Below are 19,567 nucleotides of genomic sequence, written 5' to 3'. Positions count from 1 at the left end.
CAGGTATTTCCCGCCGGGATTTTGGCCGGAGTGAGAAAAATAGTATAATTTGGTGAAACGTTTCAATGAAAGAAGGGATAACCTTGGCGACTATAAAAGACGTGGCGAAGCTCGCGGGGGTTTCGATCTCCACCGTTTCCTACGTCCTGAACAACAGCAACAGGATAGGCGAAGAGACCAGGCAGAAAGTGCTGAAGGCCGCGAAGGAATTGAACTACGTTCCCAATACCTTCGCCAGGAGCCTTAAGAAGGAAAAGTACGACCTCGTATCGCTCATCGTCCATGAAATAAAGGGTCCCTTCTACGATTCTCTGGTGAAGGGCATTCAGGATGTTCTTCACAACATGGGCTACAACCTTTTGATCTACTGCACGCTGGAGAACCGCCGTCAGGATGTCGCCAAGTTTCTCAAAAACGATATCGTCGACGGCCTCATCATCATGACGCCGACGGTCAAATCCGAGGATATAGAAAGCTTCTCCCGGGACTTCCCCGTAGTCACGCTCGACAGGGTGTTGAAAAGCGAGAGGGTGAGGAGCGTTCGGATAGGCAACGAAAGGGGTTCTTACGAAGTCGTCAGACACCTCCATGAACTGGGCCACAGGCGGATAGGTTTCATAAAGGGGTCGAAGGACACTCTGGATGCCAGAGAACGGTATTCCGGCTTCACCGGAGCCATGAAGAAGTTCGGACTCAACGTTGTGGCCGGGGACGTTCTGGAGGGCGACTTCACCGAAGAGTCCGGTCGGAGCTCGATGAGCGGTTACCTGGAGGCGAATCGTGGCCGGAAGATCGCGACGGCCTTCTACTGCGCCAACGACGAAACGGCCATAGGCGCGCTCAAGGCGATAAACGAGTACGGGTTGAGAGTGCCGGAGGATATATCTCTCGTCGGCTTCGACGATATAGAACTCTCCTCGTACATAACCCCGAAACTGACCACGGTGCGGAGACCGATGTACCAGCTCGGCTCACTGGCCGCGCACATGCTTATCAGCCTGATCTTTGGCAAGTACGACGAGGTGAGCAATATCAATCTCGATGTTACGTTGGTGGTGAGGGATTCGACCGGGAGGGCTGCACATGAAGAGATTGAGTGATATGACGCTCGAGGAAAAGATCGGTCAGCTGGTGATGTACGGCAAGTATGGAGAAGCTCAACAAAAAGCGCTGGCCGAGGGAAGAATCGGTTCTTTTTTGAACAACAGGGGCGAAGAGACGCAGATGAGGCAGAACCTGGCCCTCGACTCGCCAACTGGCATCCCCCTGATAATAGGCGACGATGTCATTCACGGATTCAGGACGATCTTTCCCATTCCCCTCGCTCTGAGCTGTTCCTTCGATTTGGGACTCATAGAGGAAACGTGCGCCCTGTCGGCGCGCGAGGCGGCCATGGAGGGTATAAACATGATATTCGCCCCCATGGTGGATATCTCGAGAGATCCAAGGTGGGGCAGGGTGGCCGAAGGGGCCGGCGAGGACCCCTATCTGGGAAGCGAAGTGGCGAGGGCGAGGGTCAGGGGATACCAGAGAAACGACTGGGAGGACCTGCCGAAAACCGCTGCCTGTGCCAAGCATTATGTTGCCTACGGCGCACCGCAGGGCGGAAGGGATTACGATGGGGCCGATATCTCTGAGAGATCGCTCCGGGAGATCTACCTGCCACCCTTCGACGCGGCGGTTAAAGCTGGTGTGATGTCGGTGATGTCATCTTTCAACGATCTCAACGGGATACCCGTCTCTGGCAACGAGCGTGCGATACGGGGGATCCTAAGGGGCGAGCTAGGCTTCGGGGGAGTTGTGGTGAGCGACTGGGAATCGGTGGAAGAGCTGGTGAACCACTCGATAGCCTCCGACGGGAGGGAGGCGGCCCGTCTCGGCTTCAAAGCCGGGGTGGATATAGACATGAACTCCGGAGTCTACGAGAGATATCTGAAAGAGCTCGTCCGCGAGGGGAAGCTTACGGTCGAGGAGATCGATCAAGCGGCTGGGAGAGTCCTGAAACTGAAGGAGAGACTAGGGCTCTTCGGCAAAAAAAGGTTCGTGATGGAAGACGCACGTCGGCTGAGCCTAGAAAACCTCGCGGCGAAAGAACTGGCCTTGAAGGCGGCGCGCGAATCCATAGTCCTGCTCAAGAACCGGGATCTCCTGCCATTGCGAAAGGGGACAAAACTTGCGGTGATAGGCCAGCTGGCAGACGACAGGCCCGACATGCTCGGCTGCTGGGCCGGACAGGTCGAGGTGCAGGAGAGTGTAACCGTTCTCGAAGGTCTGGAGAACCTTGGAGAGGAATTCCGCTACGAGAGGGGCTGCGAAATAAACTCCGACATAGAGGGCGGCATCGACAGGGCCCGCGAGATCGCGTCGAAGGTGCAGGTCGTGCTGATGGTTTTGGGCGAGACGTCCTCTATGAGCGGCGAAAACCGCTCCAGGGCGGACATAACGATACCCGCGGTCCAAAGGAGGCTTTTAAGGTCGGTCATGGAAATTAACGAGAATGTAGTGCTGGTCGTGGTGAGCGGCCGGCCCCTGGTTTTGAGCTGGGAGGAGGCTAACGTGCCGGCGATTCTTCAGCTCTGGCAGCCCGGCCATCAGGCCGGCAACGCACTCGCCGAAATCCTCTACGGCATTCACAATCCCTCGGGGAAATTGACGCTGACATTTCCGGTCGCCGTCGGTCAGATACCGGTCTACTACAACAGAAAAAACACGGGCCGTCCGCTGTTCAAGAAGTATATAGATATCCAGGACGAACCGCTCTTCCCCTTCGGCTGGGGTTTGAGCTACACGGATTTCGATTACGAAGATCTCGCGCTCTCGAGCGGTTCGCCGAAGATGGGGGAAGAGCTTAAAGTGAGCGCGCGTGTCACCAACCGCGGAGATCACGACGGCTCGGAGACGGTTATGCTCTTCGTAAGGGATGTGACGGCCTCCGTCACCAGACCGGTGATGGAGCTCAAAGGTTTCGAAAAACTCTTTCTGAAGGCCGGTCAATCGAAGAACATACAGTTCGACATAACGGGGGAGATGCTCTCTTTCCTCGATGAAAATTTGAAGCCGGCTCTCGAGAAGGGGCGGTTTGAGGTCTTCCTCGGGCGCAACAGCGTCGAACACCTGAAGGGCTATTTCGAACTGATCTGAAGAGACACAAAGGATTTTTCATTTATTCAACCGTGAGCGGGAATATACATCCTTCTTCGAAGTTTACGGGATTTTCTTCGGTCCTCTCCGGTATGATAAGCTTGAAATACCGTTGAAACGTTTCAATTAGTTTCAGCAGGAGGTGCGTGGTGAAGCGCGTTGAATGCAGAGACGGGAAGTTCGTCATCGACGGGCGGGAGAGGTTTCTCTTCTCGGCCGAGATGCATTACTTCAGGGTCCCGGCCGGCGACTGGTCCGACAGGCTGGAAAAGATAAGGCGGGCCGGCTTCGACACGTTGAGCTTCTACGTACCATGGTTCTGGCACGAGACAAAAGAGGGCGAGACAGACTTCGAAGGCCGGACCTCTCCAGAAAGGGATCTGACGGGTTTCACAAGGCTGGCCATGGAATACGGTTTCGACCTCATAATCAAACCCGGTCCGTACATAATGTCCGAGCTCAAGAACGAAGGGCTTCCCGACTGGCTCTACATGAAACACCCCGACGGAATCGCGTTGACGAGCGAGGGAAAGCCGCACCCCAGCAGAGTCTTTTCGTATCTGCATCCGGGTTTCCTCGACTGCGTGAGAAAGTGGTACGCATCAATCGCAAAGGCTATCCGGGAGAGCGACGCGATAATGATCCAGCTGGACAACGAAGTGGGCATGCTTCACTGGGTGACCTCCACGGGGGATTACAGCCCGGTTGCCCTCGCCCATTTTCGCGAATACCTCACCGCCATGGCACCTGAGCTTCTTGCGGAGTTAGAAGCCTGGAGTTACGGCAAACAGTTCGGCTTTCCCCTGAACGTAGAATATCACAGGTTCATGAGGCAATACTTCAGGGAGTACCTCGAGACCCTCTCCCGTTTCATGGATGAAGAGTGCATCGATCTGCCGAAGATAATAAACATACACGGCTTTGATACGCTCGAGTACGCCAAGAGAGGCAAGAATTACCCTATCGGCGTCTCTCAGTTGAAGGCGGCTGCCGACATACCGCGGGCTGTTCTTTCGGGCGACTACTATATAGGCAACATAGTACACGAGAACTTCACCGATATCAGCATCTCAAATTCGATCATGACGGCCGTCGAGAATCCTGCCCAACCGCTCTTCTCGGCCGAGTTTCAGAGCGGTTTCCAGCACGATAGGCCGAAACTCATGCCCTCCTCGATAGATCTCTCCAGCCGGCTCTGCATAGCAGGCGGAATGAACGCGATCAATTACTATCTCTTCGTCGGGGGGAGAAATCCCGAGGGGAGCGGCCTCATGGGAAGCGCGCACGACTGGCAGGCGCCCATCGGAGCCAGTGGAGAGCTCAGGGGGAGTTATAACAGAATCAAAGAACTGATAAGTACCGTAAGACCGTTCGAGAAAGAGTTGCTGAACGCGAAACCGGCCTTCGATACGTGGTTCGGTTTTATCTCCTCTTACTATGCGGGCGAATTCTTCTCCCAAGACGGGTACCCCTTCGCCCGGATCAAAGCGCACAGGGACATGGCTACGTTCGACGGACTGCTCAGGGGGCTCTTCCTTTTGAACTATACCGTTGGAGCCGTCGATCTGGAAGCGGTCGAAGAGATCGATCCGACGGAACGGCCAATTCTCTGGGTCTTCTCCGGTCCCTTCATGCCGGCCGGTGTTCAGAAAAAGCTCGTCCGGTATATGGAAAGCGGCGGGAGGCTAGTTCTCTTCCCCGCGCTGCCGGAGCGGGAAGAACACGGTAGAGGGTGTGCGATCATACGCGACCGCCTGAACGTCGAAAAAGGTAAAGAGAGGGACTGGTCGATGGCCCGGATCTTCGGCCTTGAAATAAACGCCTTCTACACCGAGAGCTACCGTGAACTTTCGGGCTTTTCGCCTTTCGGGTTCGACGAAGAAGGTTCGGCCTGCGCCTTTTACGGTTCTGTCGGGCAGGGCGAGATAGTCATGCTCGGCTGCGGTATAGAGCTTGAGAGGGAGTACAAGCTCGAGGTCCTCCGCAGGCTCTCCGAGCATCTTGGAATAGAAAGAAACGTCGAGATAAAGGGGGAATTCGTCGATGCCTGGCTCAGGAAAGGGGAAGGCGTGGATTTTCTGTTCCTCAACAACTACGATGACTACGACAAAACAATCACAGTGAAGACCGGAGATCTTGAATTTGAAGCGACGGTCAAAGGGCGAGCGGGCCGGATCGTCCGGCTCGACGGGAGTTTCCGGGAGCGGAAAAAGTTTGAGGCCCGTAAGGCCGTCTTTTGAGGAGCGTGTGGAAAGTGAGGCTTTTCGAGAGCAAGTACGGGTATTTCACCCCGGACGGGAGGGAATACGTGATAGTCGATTCACGAACTCCCCGCCCCTGGGTGAACGTTATAAGTAACGGAGATTACTCCATGATCGCCTCCCACACGGGGAGCGGTTACTCCTGGCGGGGCAACGCAGGCCAGAACCGGATTACCAGATCTTACCAGGACCTGATCAAGGATAGCTGGGGCAAGTACTATTACATACGTGACAGGGAGAGCGGAAGATTTTGGTCGGCAGGCTGGAAGCCGGTAATGGCCCAATATTCTCTTTACGAAGTGGTCCACGGGATGGGCTATACCATCTACCGCCACCGCGTGGGGGATATCTACTCGGAGATGAAAGTTTTCGTATCGGCAAAGGCGCCGGTGGAACTGGCCGAGATAACCCTGAAGAACGAGGGCCCCACCAGCCGGAGACTCGACATCACATCGTACTTCGAGTGGGTTCTCGGCAACTTTCCCGACGAGCACAGGGAGTTTCACAAGCTCTTCATCGTACCGGCCTTCAGAGACAACGCGATCTTCGTAAGAAAGTATCTAGGACAGTTCCCCGACGGGAAGGGAAGGTGGAACAACACCGACTGGAACCAGATCGCCTTTCACGGTGCGAGCGAGCCGGTGAAGTCCTACACCTGCGACAAGGAATCCTTCATCGGGATGTACGGCTCCCAGGAGAGACCGGCCGCGCTTTTTGAGGACGAACTGCCGGGAAAGTGCGACAGGTTCGGCGATCCCTGCGCCGCCCTGCAGGTCGAGATGGAGCTGGCTCCGGGACAGTCGAAGAGCGTCGTATTCACCACCGGCACCGCGATCATCGGCGAGGAGGACCCGGAGGAACTGCTGAAGTCTCACAGCTCCCTCGGGGCTTCCAGGCGACTCTTCTCGGAAGTAAAAGTGATGTGGGACGGTTTGCTCGAGACCGAGAAGGTCGAAACGCCCGACCCGGGGCTGAATATAATGACCAATTACTGGTCGAAGTACCAGGCGATCTCGGGCAGATTATGGGGCAAGTCCGGGTATTACCAGGTATCGGCCGGTTACGGCTTCAGGGACCAGTTACAGGACTCGCAGATCTTCCTTGTTGCCGACCCTGGCCTCATGAGGAAACAGATCCTACTCCACGCACAACACCAGTTCAGAGAGGGAGACGTCTTTCACTGGTGGTTTACCATAGGCGGCGGCGGTCCGAGGACAGGCTGTTCGGACGACCTTTTGTGGCTTCCCTTCATCACGTCGCAGTACGTGAGGGAAACGCTCGATTACGGCATACTGGATGAAGAGGTGTCCTTCGCTGACGGCGGTTCAGCGACGCTTTATGAGCACTGTAGGCTTGCCATCGAGAAGTCCTTCAAACGTTTCTCACCACGCGGGCTGCCCCTTATAGGAGAGCATGACTGGAATGACGGAATGAACGCCGTGGGCAGCGACTGGAAGGGAGAAAGCGTTTGGCTTGCTCAATTCATGTACCTTCTGCTCGAGCGGTTCCTGCCTCTTTCAACTAAGCGGGGAGATGGGGTCTTCGCCGATAGGTGCCGCGACGTGATGCAGTCGCTGAAGGATGCTGTGAACGAATACGCCTGGGATGGCGAGTGGTTCATCCGCGCGACCAAAGACGATGGCGGCAAGATTGGCTCGAAGGAGAACGAAGAGGGAAAGATCTTCCTCAACGCCCAGACCTGGGCCGTGATAAGCGATATAACCGATTCCGAAAGGAAGGCCATCGCCATGGACTCGGCCGGAAGGATTCTCCTCAAAGACTTCGGCGCCCTCTTGCTCTACCCGGCCTTCACGAAACCGGCGCCGGATATAGGATATATAACCAGATACGCTCCCGGGCTGAGGGAGAACGGCGGCGTCTACACACACGCGGCCGCCTGGGCGGTCTGGGCCTTCGCGCTCATGAAAGACGCTGCCAACGCCTACAAAGCCTATTCAGGTATCTGCCCGCCCAACAGGAGCGTGGATATAGACAGATACATGGCCGAGCCGTACGTCACTTGTGGCAATTCCGATGGACCGGTCTCACCGATGTACGGTAGGGGAGGCTGGAGCTGGTACACCGGTTCGGCCCAGTGGCTCCACAGGGTGGCCGTCAACTGGATACTCGGGATAAGGGTGGAAGACGGCTTCATAGAGATAGATCCCGTAATTCCCCCACACTGGAAGGGTTTCAAATACACGAGGAAGTTCAAAGAGACCGTGTACGAAATAGAGGTAAGAAATCCCGAAAATCTTTCGCACTCAGTCGCAACCGTAACGGTCGATGGGAAGGGAGGCGGTCCGAAGATTCCGATCGTAAACGACGGTAAAACTCACAGAGTAGTGGCTATACTGGGGAAGAAGTAAAGACTTACTGAAAAAGGAGGGGAAAGTATGAAAAAGCTAGTGATGATAGGTCTCGTGATTCTGCTCGTTACGGCGGCCATGGCCCAGGCCGTAACGATCGTCTATGCCAACTGGAACCTTAGTCTTGACGTCGAGAAGAAGATAGTCGAGGAGTTCATGAAGACTCACCCGGATATCAAGGTGGAGTTCGCCGATCTCGATTACGGCAAGTACGAAGATTCACTTATCGCCGCGGCCGCCGCCGGTAAGCTGCCCGACGTCATAATGATTCCGAACATCCCCATGGCGCTGGTGAACGACTGGTCGCTGGACATAACGGCCATGACGGCGAAAGATACCGAGTGGGAAAACATACCCGCTCCGCTGAGGGGTGCCACCGTTTACAACGAAAAGGTCTTCGCCGTTCCTTCGGGCTTCTATATGCTCGGATACTTCGTCAACGAAGATCTCTTCACCAACTACAACGTTCCGCAGCTGCCTTACGCTCCCGACTGGAACACGATGCTTTCGGCGATCAGAAGGCTAACCATCCCCAGGGACGGAGTTCTCGGCATAGCCGAAGAGGTCCAGATCCCCGAATGGTTCCCGGCGACCAAGGATCCCGCGCTGGGCTACTTCACCTGGGACGGCGAGAAGTACAACCTCGATCACCCGGCCTTCATAGAAGGAGTAAAAATCGCCAAGCAGTTCTTCGACGGCAAGTTCGTCTTCGACAGCCTTCCGGATGAGCAGAAGCAGCAGTACAACGCCGGCTGGTACGGAGATGTCTGGAACCAGGGCAAGATAGCTATCAGATGGTCGGGAACCTGGGACGCGGCCTCTTTCGCCACGCTACCCTTCCCGAGCCGCTTCATCGGCGCTCCCGAAGGCAGGGTAACCGTTGTAGGAGATTTCTTCATCATCTCCAAGACGACCAAATACCCGGAACAGGCCTACGAATTCGCCAAATACATATCCTTCGCCAAAGAGGGTATTCTCAAGAGACTGGAGATAGACACGGCCAACCAGTGGACCTCTATGCCGTTGACCACCGAGCAGGCCGTTCTCGACGAATATTTCAAGGTCAAGGTGCTCTTCCCGGGAATCGACGAAGCCTTCGCCAGGATCTCCGAGGGCATCGTCGAGGGCGTCAAGATAGTCCCCGGCTACATCCAGTCCCGCTGGACGGCGCCTACCGGAATCAAGGTCGGAGACAACGACAACGCCTCGATAGGCGACGTGATATGGAACAGCATCAGGGGTAACGTGAACATAGCCGACTACGCCGGTCAGTTGAACAGACTGGCCAACGAGCAGTACAAGAGCGCTATCGAGAAGATCGCGATAATGACCGACTGAAAGGAGACTGACCCATAGGCAAGGGCGGAGCGCTGCTGACCTTTCTTTTTCTGGCTCTCGTTTCACTGAGCGCGAATCTCGCGATTCCGTACTCTACGCTCTTGCCGGACATTACCCCTTCTTACGGCGGCGGGACCGTCTGGACCTCGCCGCCCCTTTCTGAAAACCTCCGGAGAAACGACGGCCTCGAGTTGAACATACCTCTGAACGCGGGCGGCTACTACGCCATCAGACTCGGCTACACGGTTACAGGCTCTTCGATCCTCCCGCCGGAGGTCTCCGTCGAGATAAACGGTGCCCACCAGTTCCTCGAAGCGCAGAGAGTGGCGCTCGTTCAGCACTGGAAATACGAGACGCTAAATTTCCCGCTGAACAGGTACGGGGACGAAGTCCTGCCCTCTCAGACGATGCTTTCGACCCGGCTCGATTACACGCTGCGCGACTCCTCGAGTCTTTTCAGGGAACCGCTGCTCTTCTCTCTCGAAGAGGGCGAAAACACGGTGAAAGTGACACTCCTCTCCGGAGAGATAACCCTGCACTCGCTGGAAGTGCTATCGCTCGAGGCGATCCCCGCTTACGCGAGACCCGATGCGGACCGGCCGAAAGGGGATTTCATCACGATAGTGGAGGCCGAACACCCTTCTTACAAGAGCGACACCACTATCAATGCAGCCTCGAGCAGGAGTCTCGACGTCGTTCCCTTCGACACTTACCGCTCGCTTCTCAACACCTTTGGCGGGGCCTCGTGGAAGAACGGCGGACAGGCCGTCTTCTACGAATTCGAGGTACCCTCCGACGGATATTACAGTATAGCCTTCAAATACATTCAGGACTCGAAATCGAAGATGAGAGTCTTCAGAAAGATAACGATAGACGGTGCCGTGCCATATAAAGAGCTCGAAAGCTACCCCTTCGATTCCTCGACCGACTGGAAGATAGAAACTCTCGAAAGCAACGGGGAGAGCCTGGAGTTCTATCTCAGCGCGGGCAGGCACACGCTCGGAATTTCCGTCAATGTGAGCGTTTACGAAAGCGTCCTTATGACTTTGAAAACTATGATAGCCCATATAAACGACTTCGCCCTGCAGATAAGATACCTCACTGGCGGGGGCAAGATCGACAGGAACGTGGAGTGGGAGATCGGGGACTACTTCCCCGGGATAGATGAAACTCTGGCCGCCATGAGAGAGGCGCTCGAGGGGGAATACTCAACGGCCTCCCGGATAAACGGCAACGAAGATTCACAGGAATTGACCTCTTTCAGAACGGCCATAATGCTTCTGGAGAGGCTTATGAAAGACCCCGACGAGATACCGAAAAAGCTCGATTTGCTGGTCGGAAGCGTCGGGTCGATCGTCTCGGAACTCTCCGTCGCCCTGAACGGCTTCCAGAATATGCCGCTCACTCTCGACCGCGTATATATCTACGCCGGTGAATCCGCTCCCTCCTTCAAGAGGGCCTCCGTCTTCGCCTCTCTCTGGGAGGGGATCAAGAGGTTCGTCGACTCCTTCAGACCGGCCCGGTACGAAGCCGGGGGGAGCGAGGGATCGGTCGTTCTGGAAGTGTGGATAAACAGAGCCAGACAGTACTCGGACATAATCCAGCAGCTCGTGGACGACGATTTCACCCCCGAAACGGGGATAGTGGTGGATCTATCGATCATCAAGGATGAACAGAAGCTGATCCTGGCCAACGCGGCGGGCAAGTCTCCGGACATCGCCCTCGGGATAAGCAACTGGATACCCTTCGAGATGGGGATAAGGGGCGCGGCCCTGGCCCTCTCGGATTTCGAAGACTTCCCGCTCTTCGCCCGCAACTTCATGCCCGGCACCTTCCTTCCCTTCATGTACGAAGGCAAAGTCTACGGTCTGCCCGAGACGCAGGATTTTTATCTCACCTTCTACAGAAAAGATGTGCTCGGTATGCTCAACATCCCGGTGCCCTCGACCTGGGAGGAGGTAAAGCTCATACTGCCGGAGCTGCACAGAAACGGTCTGAACTACTACATTCCGATCGGAGGGACGGCCTCCTCCAAGGCCTTCATGACAACGGCCCCCTTCTTCTTTCAGCACCATGCGCGGCTGTACAGCGAAGACGGGCTGAGCACCGCGATAGACAGGAAGGAAGGGCTGGAGGCGATACGCGAAATGACCGACCTCTTCGCCATCTACGGCATGCCCCTTCAGGTATCCAGCTTCTTCGAGCATTTCAGGAAGGCCGATATTCCGATCGGCATAAGCAATCTTGCGACCTATATTCAGCTGATGATAGCCGCTCCCGAGCTGAAAGGGCTCTGGGGTCTGGCCCCATCGCCCGGGGTCGAGCAAGGGGATATCGAGAGGTGGCAGACCGGCTCGGCCCAGGCCGTGGCGATCTTCGGCGACACCGCTCACCCGCAGGAGGCCTGGCAGTTCCTCAAATGGTGGCTCTCGCAGGAGACCCAATCTCGCTTCGTCTTCCAGATTCTCAGCACGTACGGGCTCGAGTATCTGATCCTCCCCTCGAACAGGTTCGCCTTCGAGGACGTGCCGCTTCCCCACGAAGACAAGGAAGCGATACGCGAGCAATGGAAGTGGCTCCAGGAAGTCCCAAGGAGTCCGGCGACCTACATCCTGGAGCGCGAGATAAGCAACATCTGGAACAGAGTCGTTCTCGAGGGAAGACCGATAAGGGTGGCCGTCGACGAGGCCGTGCAGAGGATCAACAGGGAGATCCTCAGGAAGATGGAGGAGTTCGGCTACGTCGTGGACGGCAAAAAAGTCAAAGAGTACGAGATCCCCGATCTCGAAAAAATACTGGCCTGGTGGAGTGAGTGAGCTGAAAAGAGCCGAAGGGAAATGGATACTGGCCTTTCTAGGGCCGTACGCGGTGGTCTTCACTATATTCATAATCGTACCGATAATAATGGCGGTACTGCTCTCCTTCACCAATTTCAACACGATCCAGTTTCCCGATTTCGTGGGGCTGAAGAACTATATCTCCCTCTTCACCTACGACGACGTTTTCATGCAGTACGTTCTTCCCAACACCATCAAGTTCGCCCTCATAGTCGGACCGCTGGGTTACGCCCTCTCCTTCTTTCTGGCCTGGATGCTTGCCCAGATTCCCAGGGTGCCCAGAACGATTCTGGCCCTCATCATATACTCGCCTTCGATGACGGTAGGGGTTGCCATGCAGGTGATCTGGCTGACGATCTTCAGCGGCGACAAGTCCGGTTACCTGAACAGCTTCCTGATGAACCTCGGTCTCATAAACCAGCCCGTGCAGTGGCTCCAGTCGCCGCAGTACCTCATGATCACGATGATAATAGTGACCCTCTGGAGCAGTATGGGCGTCGGCTTTCTCGCCATGCTCGCCGGTGTGCTCAACACCGATCCGGAGCTTTACGAGGCCGGCTACGTCGACGGGATCTCGAAACGCTGGCAGGAGATCTTCTACATCACCGTACCGCTCATGAAGCCCCAGATGCTTTTCGGGGCGGTGATGTCGGTCGTCTCGACCTTCCAGGCCGGTTACATAGGCGTTCTGCTTTCCGGTTCAAATCCGACGCCCCAGTACGCCGGCCAGCTCATAGTCAACCATATAGAGGACTACGGCTTTTTGAGATACGAGATGGGTTACGCCGCCTCGATATCGGTCATGCTACTGCTAATGATATGGATCTCTTCGAAGTTCGTCTGGTCGATCTTCGGAGAAAGGGAGTGAAAAGATGGCCTTTCAGGGTACGAAGATAAACCCGCAGCGTTTTCACAGGAGCCAGATAAAGTTTTACGCAATTCTCATACCCCTGGCCCTCTTCATGTCGCTGCCGATAATCTTCATCTTCATGAACGCCTTCAAGCCGCCGAACGAACTCTTCGCCTTCCCGCCGAGAATCTTCGTGAGGAACCCCACCTGGGACAACTTCAAGTCGCTCTTCAATACCCTCACCCAGTCGGGCATACCGGTGAGCAGATACCTCTTCAACAGTCTGCTGATCTCTCTCCTCACGGTTCTGGCGACTATCCTGGTGGGAACAGCGGCCGGGTACGTGTTGTCCAAGAAGCAGTTCAGGCTCAAGAAACTGCTTTTTGAAATCAACACGCTGGCGCTCATGTTCGTGCCGATCGCCGTGATGATACCGCGCTACATAATAATAGCCAGGGCCGGGCTGGTGGACAACTTTCTGGTTCACATACTTCCCAACCTCGCCATGCCCGTCGGCCTCTTCCTGGTGAAGCAGTTCATAGACCAGATACCCGACTCGCTCATAGAGGCGGCAAAACTCGACGGCGCCAACGACTGGTTCATATACGGCAAGATCATACTGCCCCTCACCAAACCCGCGATCGCGACGATCGCCATACTCTCCTTCCAGACGGCCTGGAGCTCCGTGGAGGCTTCCAATTTCTACATAAACCAGGAGAGCCTGAAGAATTTCGCCTATTATATGTCGACGCTCACAAGCTCCACCAGCGCAGTAGCCGGCCAGGGAGTGGCGGCGGCGGCCGGTCTCATAATGTTCCTGCCCAGCCTCGTCATCTTCATATTCACCCAGAGCAAGGTGATGAACACCATGGCCCATTCCGGTATAAAGTGAGGCCCGCTATGAAGAGGCCGATCACTCTCGTCTTCCTTCTGGCCGCGGCGGTACTCTGCGGAAATGTCTCCTACAACACGTACACCGTCGGGATCGGCTGGTTCCTCGTCAAATCCCAGGCGGCCTTCGAGCCGACCGAAGTGCTGTACGGGGAGTTCCTCTCTCCGGAGGACCTCTTCGTAAGGGACGGAAAGCTGTACGTCGCCGATTCCGGCAACTCCCGGATAGCCGTACTGGACGGGAAAGAAGTCAGCTACCTGGCCGAATGGGAGGTGTTGAACCCGCAGGGAATCTACGTGGACGAGTCGGGGGCGCTCTACATCGCCGACTCCTGGGCCAGAAACGTTTACAAGTACGACGAGCGGGGAGCCCAGACCGGAGTGCTGAGCAGACCCGACTCGCCGCTTTACGGCAAGAGCAACGACTTCATCCCGCTGAAGGTGGCGGCAGACAGGCGCGGGAACGTCTATGTGCTCAGCCAGGGCGTTACGAATGGACTGGTCGTTTTCAACAAGGACGGAAAGTTCGTCGGTTTCTTCGGGGCGAACGAACCCGACGTGACGCTGAGGATGATCCTCCAGAGGCTCTTCTTCACACAGACTCAGAAAGAGCAGCTTCTCCGCATCAAGCCACCCTCGCCGGGCAACCTGGTGGTGGACGACTCCGGTCTGGTCTGGACGGTCACCTCCGGCCTCACGGATAAAGCCATAAAGAGGTTCAACGTCGCCGGAACCAGCATATACGGCGAGATAGACTTTTCCAGCTCCGATTTCATCGATCTCGACATAGACGCGTTCGGGAACGTGTACGCCCTGAGCTCCAACGGGCTTATCTTCATCTACGACTCGTACGGGAATCTGCTCTTCCTCTTCGGCGGTCAGAGCTACTACGAAAACAGGAGGGGGCTGCTCAGGTCTCCGGTAGCCATCGACGTGGCCGAGGACGGAAGGATATACGTTCTCGACAAAGAGGACGGAACGATCACGGTCTTCTCGCCCACGGCCTTCGGCAGCCTGGTGCTGAAGGGCGTCAGTTATTACAACCAGGGGATGTACCTGGAGGGGGAGGCAATCTGGCGGGAAATACAGAAGCTGAACAGCGGTTTTCTCCTGACTTACAAAGTGCTGGGCAACATAGAGTTCAAGAGGGACAACTACGGGCAGGCCTTCGACTATTTCTCGCTGGCGCAGGATATGCGCGGCTACTCCGAGGCCTTCTGGCATCTCAGGAACGACTGGCTCCAGAGGGTAGTCGGCCTTCTCTTCATGGCGCTGGTGGCGCTGGCCGTTTTCGATCTCGTCCGTTCGGTCCTCAAGCGAGGGAAGATAAAGCCTCGTGCCAGGGCCGGCAGGGAGATAAAGTTCAGACTGTTCAGGGAGCTGAGGGCTTCGCTGAAGTTCCTGAAGAACCCCTTCGACGCCGTCTACGAGATGAAGAGAAACGGGGCGGTCTCCTTCTCCACTGCCACGTTGCTTTACATATGGATGTACGTTCAAAACGTATTGATCCTCTATCTGGCATCGCCGCTCTTTGTTGGTTTCAGGGCGCGTAACATCGATTTCCTGGCGCTCTTCTACGACACCTACAGGCTGCTCTTTCTCTGGATAGTGGGAAACTTTCTGGTGAGCGAGATCTCCGAGGGCGAGGGGACTTTCAAGCACATCTACATAGGCACGATCGAAGCCTTCCTGCCGATCCTGCTCTTCGCCCTGCCTCTGGCGCTCGTGACCAACCTCCTGACGCTCAACGAGGCCTTCATATACACCTTTTCTATGCAGGCCCTGAACGTCTGGTCGCTCGTTATGCTCCTGATCGTGATTTCCCAGGTTCACAACTTCACCTTCGGCGAGACGGTGAAGAACGTTCTGCTGACGCTCTTCGCGATGCTTCTTCTCGCCCTGCTGATCTTCCTCGTGCTCATACTTCTGCGCGAGGAGATCGATTTCTTCGTCTCGATCGTCCAGGAGCTGATCTTCCATGCGGGTTAACAGGGCAGTGGTCGGTTACGCGATAAAGATAGCGCTTCTGGTTCTGGCGACGGTCCTTCTGGGCCTTCTGCTCGATTATGAGCCCGGCGAATCGTTGGGAACGCCCCCGGTGGCCTTCGTTCAGAGGCCGTACACCTTCGAGAGCCCGGTCTTCGAAAAGATTCTTGGGAACGAAAATCTGGAGCTGTACTTCGACAAAAGGTCGGCCGGGATAAAGCTCGTCGATCTGAGAAACGGCAAAGTCTGGCATTCGGTTCTGGAAGAGGCCGATAGATCGCTAAACAACGTCTGGCAGGCCTTCTTTAGCTCGGGCGTCACGCTCGAACACATAGACGCCAGGAACACCGTCAGACGGCTGAACTCAGTCAGGGACGGTGAGACTGGCTTTGTAGATCTCTCTTCGGATAGCTTCAGCGTGGCCATCGCTTTCCCCGATGTAGGGGCCGCAATCGAGGTCAAATATACACTCGGGGTCGATTCTCTGGATATATCGGTCACGCGGGTCGAAGAGGGCGCGATCAAATTGACTTCACTCTACCTCTACCCATTCATGGGCGCATCGAAAGGAACGGTTCCCGGAAGCTTCCTCATTCCCGACGGTATAGGCGCGGAGCTCAACCTCTCGAAAAAGACGATCGCTACCTCGCCCTTCATCGCGAGGGTGTATGGACGGGACGAAGGCTTCACAGATATCCCGACTACTTTCAGCCTGGATATGGTGACCGATCCAGAGAGAATAACCCTGCCCTTCTTCGCGATAACGGCCGGCGACTCGGCTATGCTAGGCGTGATAGCGAGCGGCGATCTCTACGCCGAGGTCCAGGCCTACAAGTCTGGCATAGTCACCCCCTTCAACTGGATAACCACAAGATTCATATACAGGGAAATGTACAGAAAGCTCCTGAACAAGAAGGGCGAGGGCGTAAGCATACCTCAGGCTCAGAGGAACCCCGTTTCGCCGACGTTGAGATTTTACTTTCTCAACGGCAAGAACTCATCCCCGTCGGGGATAGCCGTTAAAGCCAGGGAGGATTTCCTTCGGAGGGGACTCATCCCCTCGCGCCGGCTCGAGCAGGTCGTCCCGCTGAAGCTGGAGTTCCTGGTTTCGGAAAGCGAAAAGACCACCTTCGGCAGAAAGGTCCATATAATGACTCCACAGAGCGAACTGGAGAAAATACTTACCGACGTCAGGAGATACTCTCAACGGACCGTGGTCGTTTTGAGGGGCTACACCTCCGGCGGGCTCTCCACCTCCTCGCCCGATCACCTGCCCCTGGAGAGGAAAGCGATTGAAGATATATCAAGGCTAAGCGACTTCTATTTCTATGTGGACTATCTGACGGCTTACGAAGGATCCGGGGGCGTATCGAGAGCCCGCTACGCTCAGAACAGATCAGAACAGATCATGATCGACGGTCCGAGATTCATCATAGATCCGCGGGAAACGGCCTCTTTCGCGCTCGAAGAACTCGAGAGCTTCTCGAAACTCGGGATCGAGAAGTTCGCCCTCGCCAACCTCGCCGAACTGGCCTTCTCGACCAGGGACAGTAACAGAACTGAAAACGTGGAAGCCCTTTTGGAGACGGTCTCGCTCTTCGACGGGCCGATCCTGTACAACCCCAACCTTTACATGATCTCCAGGGCTTCACACGTCTCCGACATCCCCGTCTCGAACTCGGGTTACCTCATAGAAGACAGCGTCGTCCCGCTTCTGCCGTTGGTGTTGAGGGAGTCCTTCTGGCTCTTCACCGCTCCCATAAACCTCACGTCCGACTTCAGACGTGAACTGCTCAGGGCCGTCGATTATGGGCTCTTCCCTGGCTTCTACATAACTTTCGAGAGTTCGATGAAACTCGTAGAGACCGCCTCGTCCGACCTCTTCTCCACCGGGTACGAAAGCTGGAGCGAGAAGATCGAGTTCGCCTACGACTTCGTCTCGAAGGCCCTCGAAAATACGGTCGGCTCACGGCTCGTCGAACGCGTCGAAGTGGCTGACGGTCTCTTCAGAAACACCTACGATAACGGAACGTCCATAACGCTGAACTACAACGAAAACCTGTCGAGAGCGGGAGATCTCGAAATAGAGCCTCTCTCCTACGTTGTCGAGGTGAGCAGATGAGAATGAAAATAAGGACCAGAGAGGCGCTCCAGGGCCTGGCCTTCATATCACCCTGGCTCATTGGTTTTCTGATTTTCACGCTCGTACCGCTGGTTAGGACTTTCTGGCTGAGCCTCAACGAGGTCAGGGTTACGGCAAGCGGGATCCGCACCTTCTTCGTGGACTTCAAGAATTACAAGGACGCCTTCCTGACCGACGTGACGTTTTCTGGAATGTTGATCGACTACGCTCTGCAAATGGCAGTCTATATACCGGTAATCATCTCCTTCTCTATGGCCGTCGCGCTTCTGCTCAATCTCAAGATTAAGGGACAGGGCCTCTTCAGGACGATCTTCTTCCTCCCCGTGATAATCTCCAGCGGGCCGGTCCTGGCCGAACTGACCGACAAAGGCGCGATGACCTTCGAGGGACTGACGAACCTCGGTTTCCTCGTAAATCTCCAGGCCACACTGCCACCGTCGATCGCCAGGCTGCTCGCCTTCGCAGTCGGCTCTTTCATAGTGATCCTCTGGTTCTCGGGCGTGCAGATTCTCATCTACCTCGCCTCACTCCAGAAGATCGACAGGAGTATGTACGAAGCGGCCAGGATCGACGGGGCTTCCGGCTGGCAGATCCTCTGGAAGCTGACGATCCCCTCGCTCATCCCTATTACCTTCATAAACATCGTATATACGATAGTGACCGTCTCTACCTTCTCCACAAGCGCCGTGATCCAGAAGATACAGACGGACATGTACAGACCGGAAAAGGGGCTCGGCTACGCCTCGGCCCTCTCATGGATCTACTTTCTGGTCATGCTCGCGATCATAGGGATGTTCGTTCTGATCAACGTGATATACAGAAAGAAGGGGGGCGAGAGGTCTTGAACGTTCCGCGACTGAACAGGAAGGTGAAGACTGCGGCCGGCATCGCCTCGGTCTATTTCACCCTGCTACTGATCGGCTTTGTCTTTATATACCCGGTGATATACATAGTATCGTACAGCTTCATGGACACCGAGGATCTCGTCAACCCGCTGGTGAGATGGCTGCCGACGAAGCTCTATATCGGGAATTTCAGCGAGGCGGCCAGTGTGCTGGATTTCGCGCCCACCCTGATGAAGACGCTCATCGTGACGGTCCTGCCCTCGATCCTCCAGACCATCTCGGCCTCGATTGTCGGGTATGGCTTCTCGCGCTTCCGCTTCCCTGGAAAAAAGATAATGCTCGCGGCGCTACTGGCGACCTTTATAATCCCCCCGCAGGTCACCATGATTCCCCAGTTTCTCATGTTCCGCGATCTCAAACTCCTCGAGACGATCTGGGCCTTCATACTCCCGGCGACCTTCACGCAGGGAATCAGAAGCGCCATATTCGTGCTGATCTTCTATCAGTTTTTCAACATGCTCCCGCGCTCGCTCGAGGAGGCGGCCAAGATAGACGGAGCCTCGACTTTCAAGATCTTCTACCGAATAGCCGTGCCTTCGGCTACCCCGGCGTATATAATAGCCTTTCTTTTCTCGCTGGTCTGGTACTGGAACGAAACGACGCTCACGGCCCTCTACCTCGGAGAGAAATGGGCCACGCTGCCGCTTAAGCTCCAGAATTTCGCCGTCACCTTCAGGAGACTCTACCCGGCCGATCCCTACTCGGTGGTGGGCAAGAACCTAAACGAAGCGATAGTAATGGCCGGAACCTTCCTGACTCTGATCCCGTTGCTCATGATATATTTCTTCACGCAGAGCTGGTTCGTCGAAAGCATAGACAGAACCGGCATAACCGGGGAGTGATCGA

The 19,567-nt window shown here is 55.7% G+C and carries 12 protein-coding genes; all 12 read left to right on the top strand.

Annotated features, from left to right (window positions below; all coding sequences use genetic code 11):
* Nucleotides 1-65: 65 nt before the first annotated feature.
* The 12 genes from V513_RS03345 to V513_RS03290 all read left to right on the top strand — a co-directional run bounded on the left by V513_RS03345 (nt 66) and on the right by V513_RS03290 (nt 19,563).
* The gene (locus tag V513_RS03345) at nt 66-1,100 is read left to right on the top strand and encodes a LacI family DNA-binding transcriptional regulator (RefSeq protein ID WP_257211917.1); all 1,035 of its coding nucleotides are present in this window, start codon (nt 66-68) and stop codon (nt 1,098-1,100) included.
* Complete coding sequence (locus V513_RS03340) at nt 1,084-3,141, top strand: glycoside hydrolase family 3 N-terminal domain-containing protein (protein WP_099771707.1); 2,058 nt, start codon at nt 1,084-1,086, stop codon at nt 3,139-3,141. Before V513_RS03345 ends, V513_RS03340 begins: the two co-directional genes overlap by 17 nt.
* A gap of 149 nt (nt 3,142-3,290) precedes the next feature.
* Nucleotides 3,291-5,381, top strand: coding sequence for a beta-galactosidase (locus V513_RS03335; RefSeq protein WP_099771706.1), 2,091 nt, complete (start codon nt 3,291-3,293; stop codon nt 5,379-5,381).
* A 14-nt stretch (nt 5,382-5,395) separates the two neighbouring features.
* Nucleotides 5,396-7,771 (top strand): GH36-type glycosyl hydrolase domain-containing protein, encoded by a 2,376-nt coding sequence (locus V513_RS03330; RefSeq protein ID WP_099771705.1) that lies wholly within the window; start codon nt 5,396-5,398, stop codon nt 7,769-7,771.
* A 27-nt stretch (nt 7,772-7,798) separates the two neighbouring features.
* The gene (locus tag V513_RS03325) at nt 7,799-9,109 is read left to right on the top strand and encodes an ABC transporter substrate-binding protein (protein WP_099771704.1); all 1,311 of its coding nucleotides are present in this window, start codon (nt 7,799-7,801) and stop codon (nt 9,107-9,109) included.
* 101 nt (nt 9,110-9,210) lie between these two features.
* On the top strand, nt 9,211-11,925 hold the full coding sequence (locus V513_RS03320) for an extracellular solute-binding protein (protein WP_257211916.1): 2,715 nt from the start codon (nt 9,211-9,213) through the stop codon (nt 11,923-11,925).
* A gap of 88 nt (nt 11,926-12,013) precedes the next feature.
* Complete coding sequence (locus V513_RS03315; protein WP_373561606.1) at nt 12,014-12,814, top strand: carbohydrate ABC transporter permease; 801 nt, start codon at nt 12,014-12,016, stop codon at nt 12,812-12,814.
* A gap of 4 nt (nt 12,815-12,818) precedes the next feature.
* The gene (locus tag V513_RS03310) at nt 12,819-13,688 is read left to right on the top strand and encodes a carbohydrate ABC transporter permease (RefSeq protein WP_099771702.1); all 870 of its coding nucleotides are present in this window, start codon (nt 12,819-12,821) and stop codon (nt 13,686-13,688) included.
* 8 nt (nt 13,689-13,696) lie between these two features.
* On the top strand, nt 13,697-15,676 hold the full coding sequence (locus V513_RS03305; RefSeq protein WP_099771701.1) for an NHL repeat-containing protein: 1,980 nt from the start codon (nt 13,697-13,699) through the stop codon (nt 15,674-15,676).
* The gene (locus V513_RS03300) at nt 15,666-17,795 is read left to right on the top strand and encodes a DUF5696 domain-containing protein (protein WP_099771700.1); all 2,130 of its coding nucleotides are present in this window, start codon (nt 15,666-15,668) and stop codon (nt 17,793-17,795) included. The genes V513_RS03305 and V513_RS03300 overlap by 11 nt, the downstream gene beginning before the upstream one ends.
* Entirely contained in the window at nt 17,792-18,661 is an 870-nt protein-coding gene (locus V513_RS03295; RefSeq protein WP_014731819.1) for a carbohydrate ABC transporter permease, read from the top strand. Before V513_RS03300 ends, V513_RS03295 begins: the two co-directional genes overlap by 4 nt.
* Nucleotides 18,658-19,563 (top strand): carbohydrate ABC transporter permease, encoded by a 906-nt coding sequence (locus tag V513_RS03290; RefSeq protein ID WP_014731818.1) that lies wholly within the window; start codon nt 18,658-18,660, stop codon nt 19,561-19,563. Before V513_RS03295 ends, V513_RS03290 begins: the two co-directional genes overlap by 4 nt.
* The last annotated feature ends 4 nt before the right edge of the window (nt 19,564-19,567 follow it).

Source organism: Mesotoga sp. H07.pep.5.3 (assembly GCF_002752615.1).
GTDB classification, from domain to species: Bacteria; Thermotogota; Thermotogae; order Petrotogales; family Kosmotogaceae; genus Mesotoga; species Mesotoga prima.
This window is presented reverse-complemented; position numbering and strand designations above follow the sequence as displayed.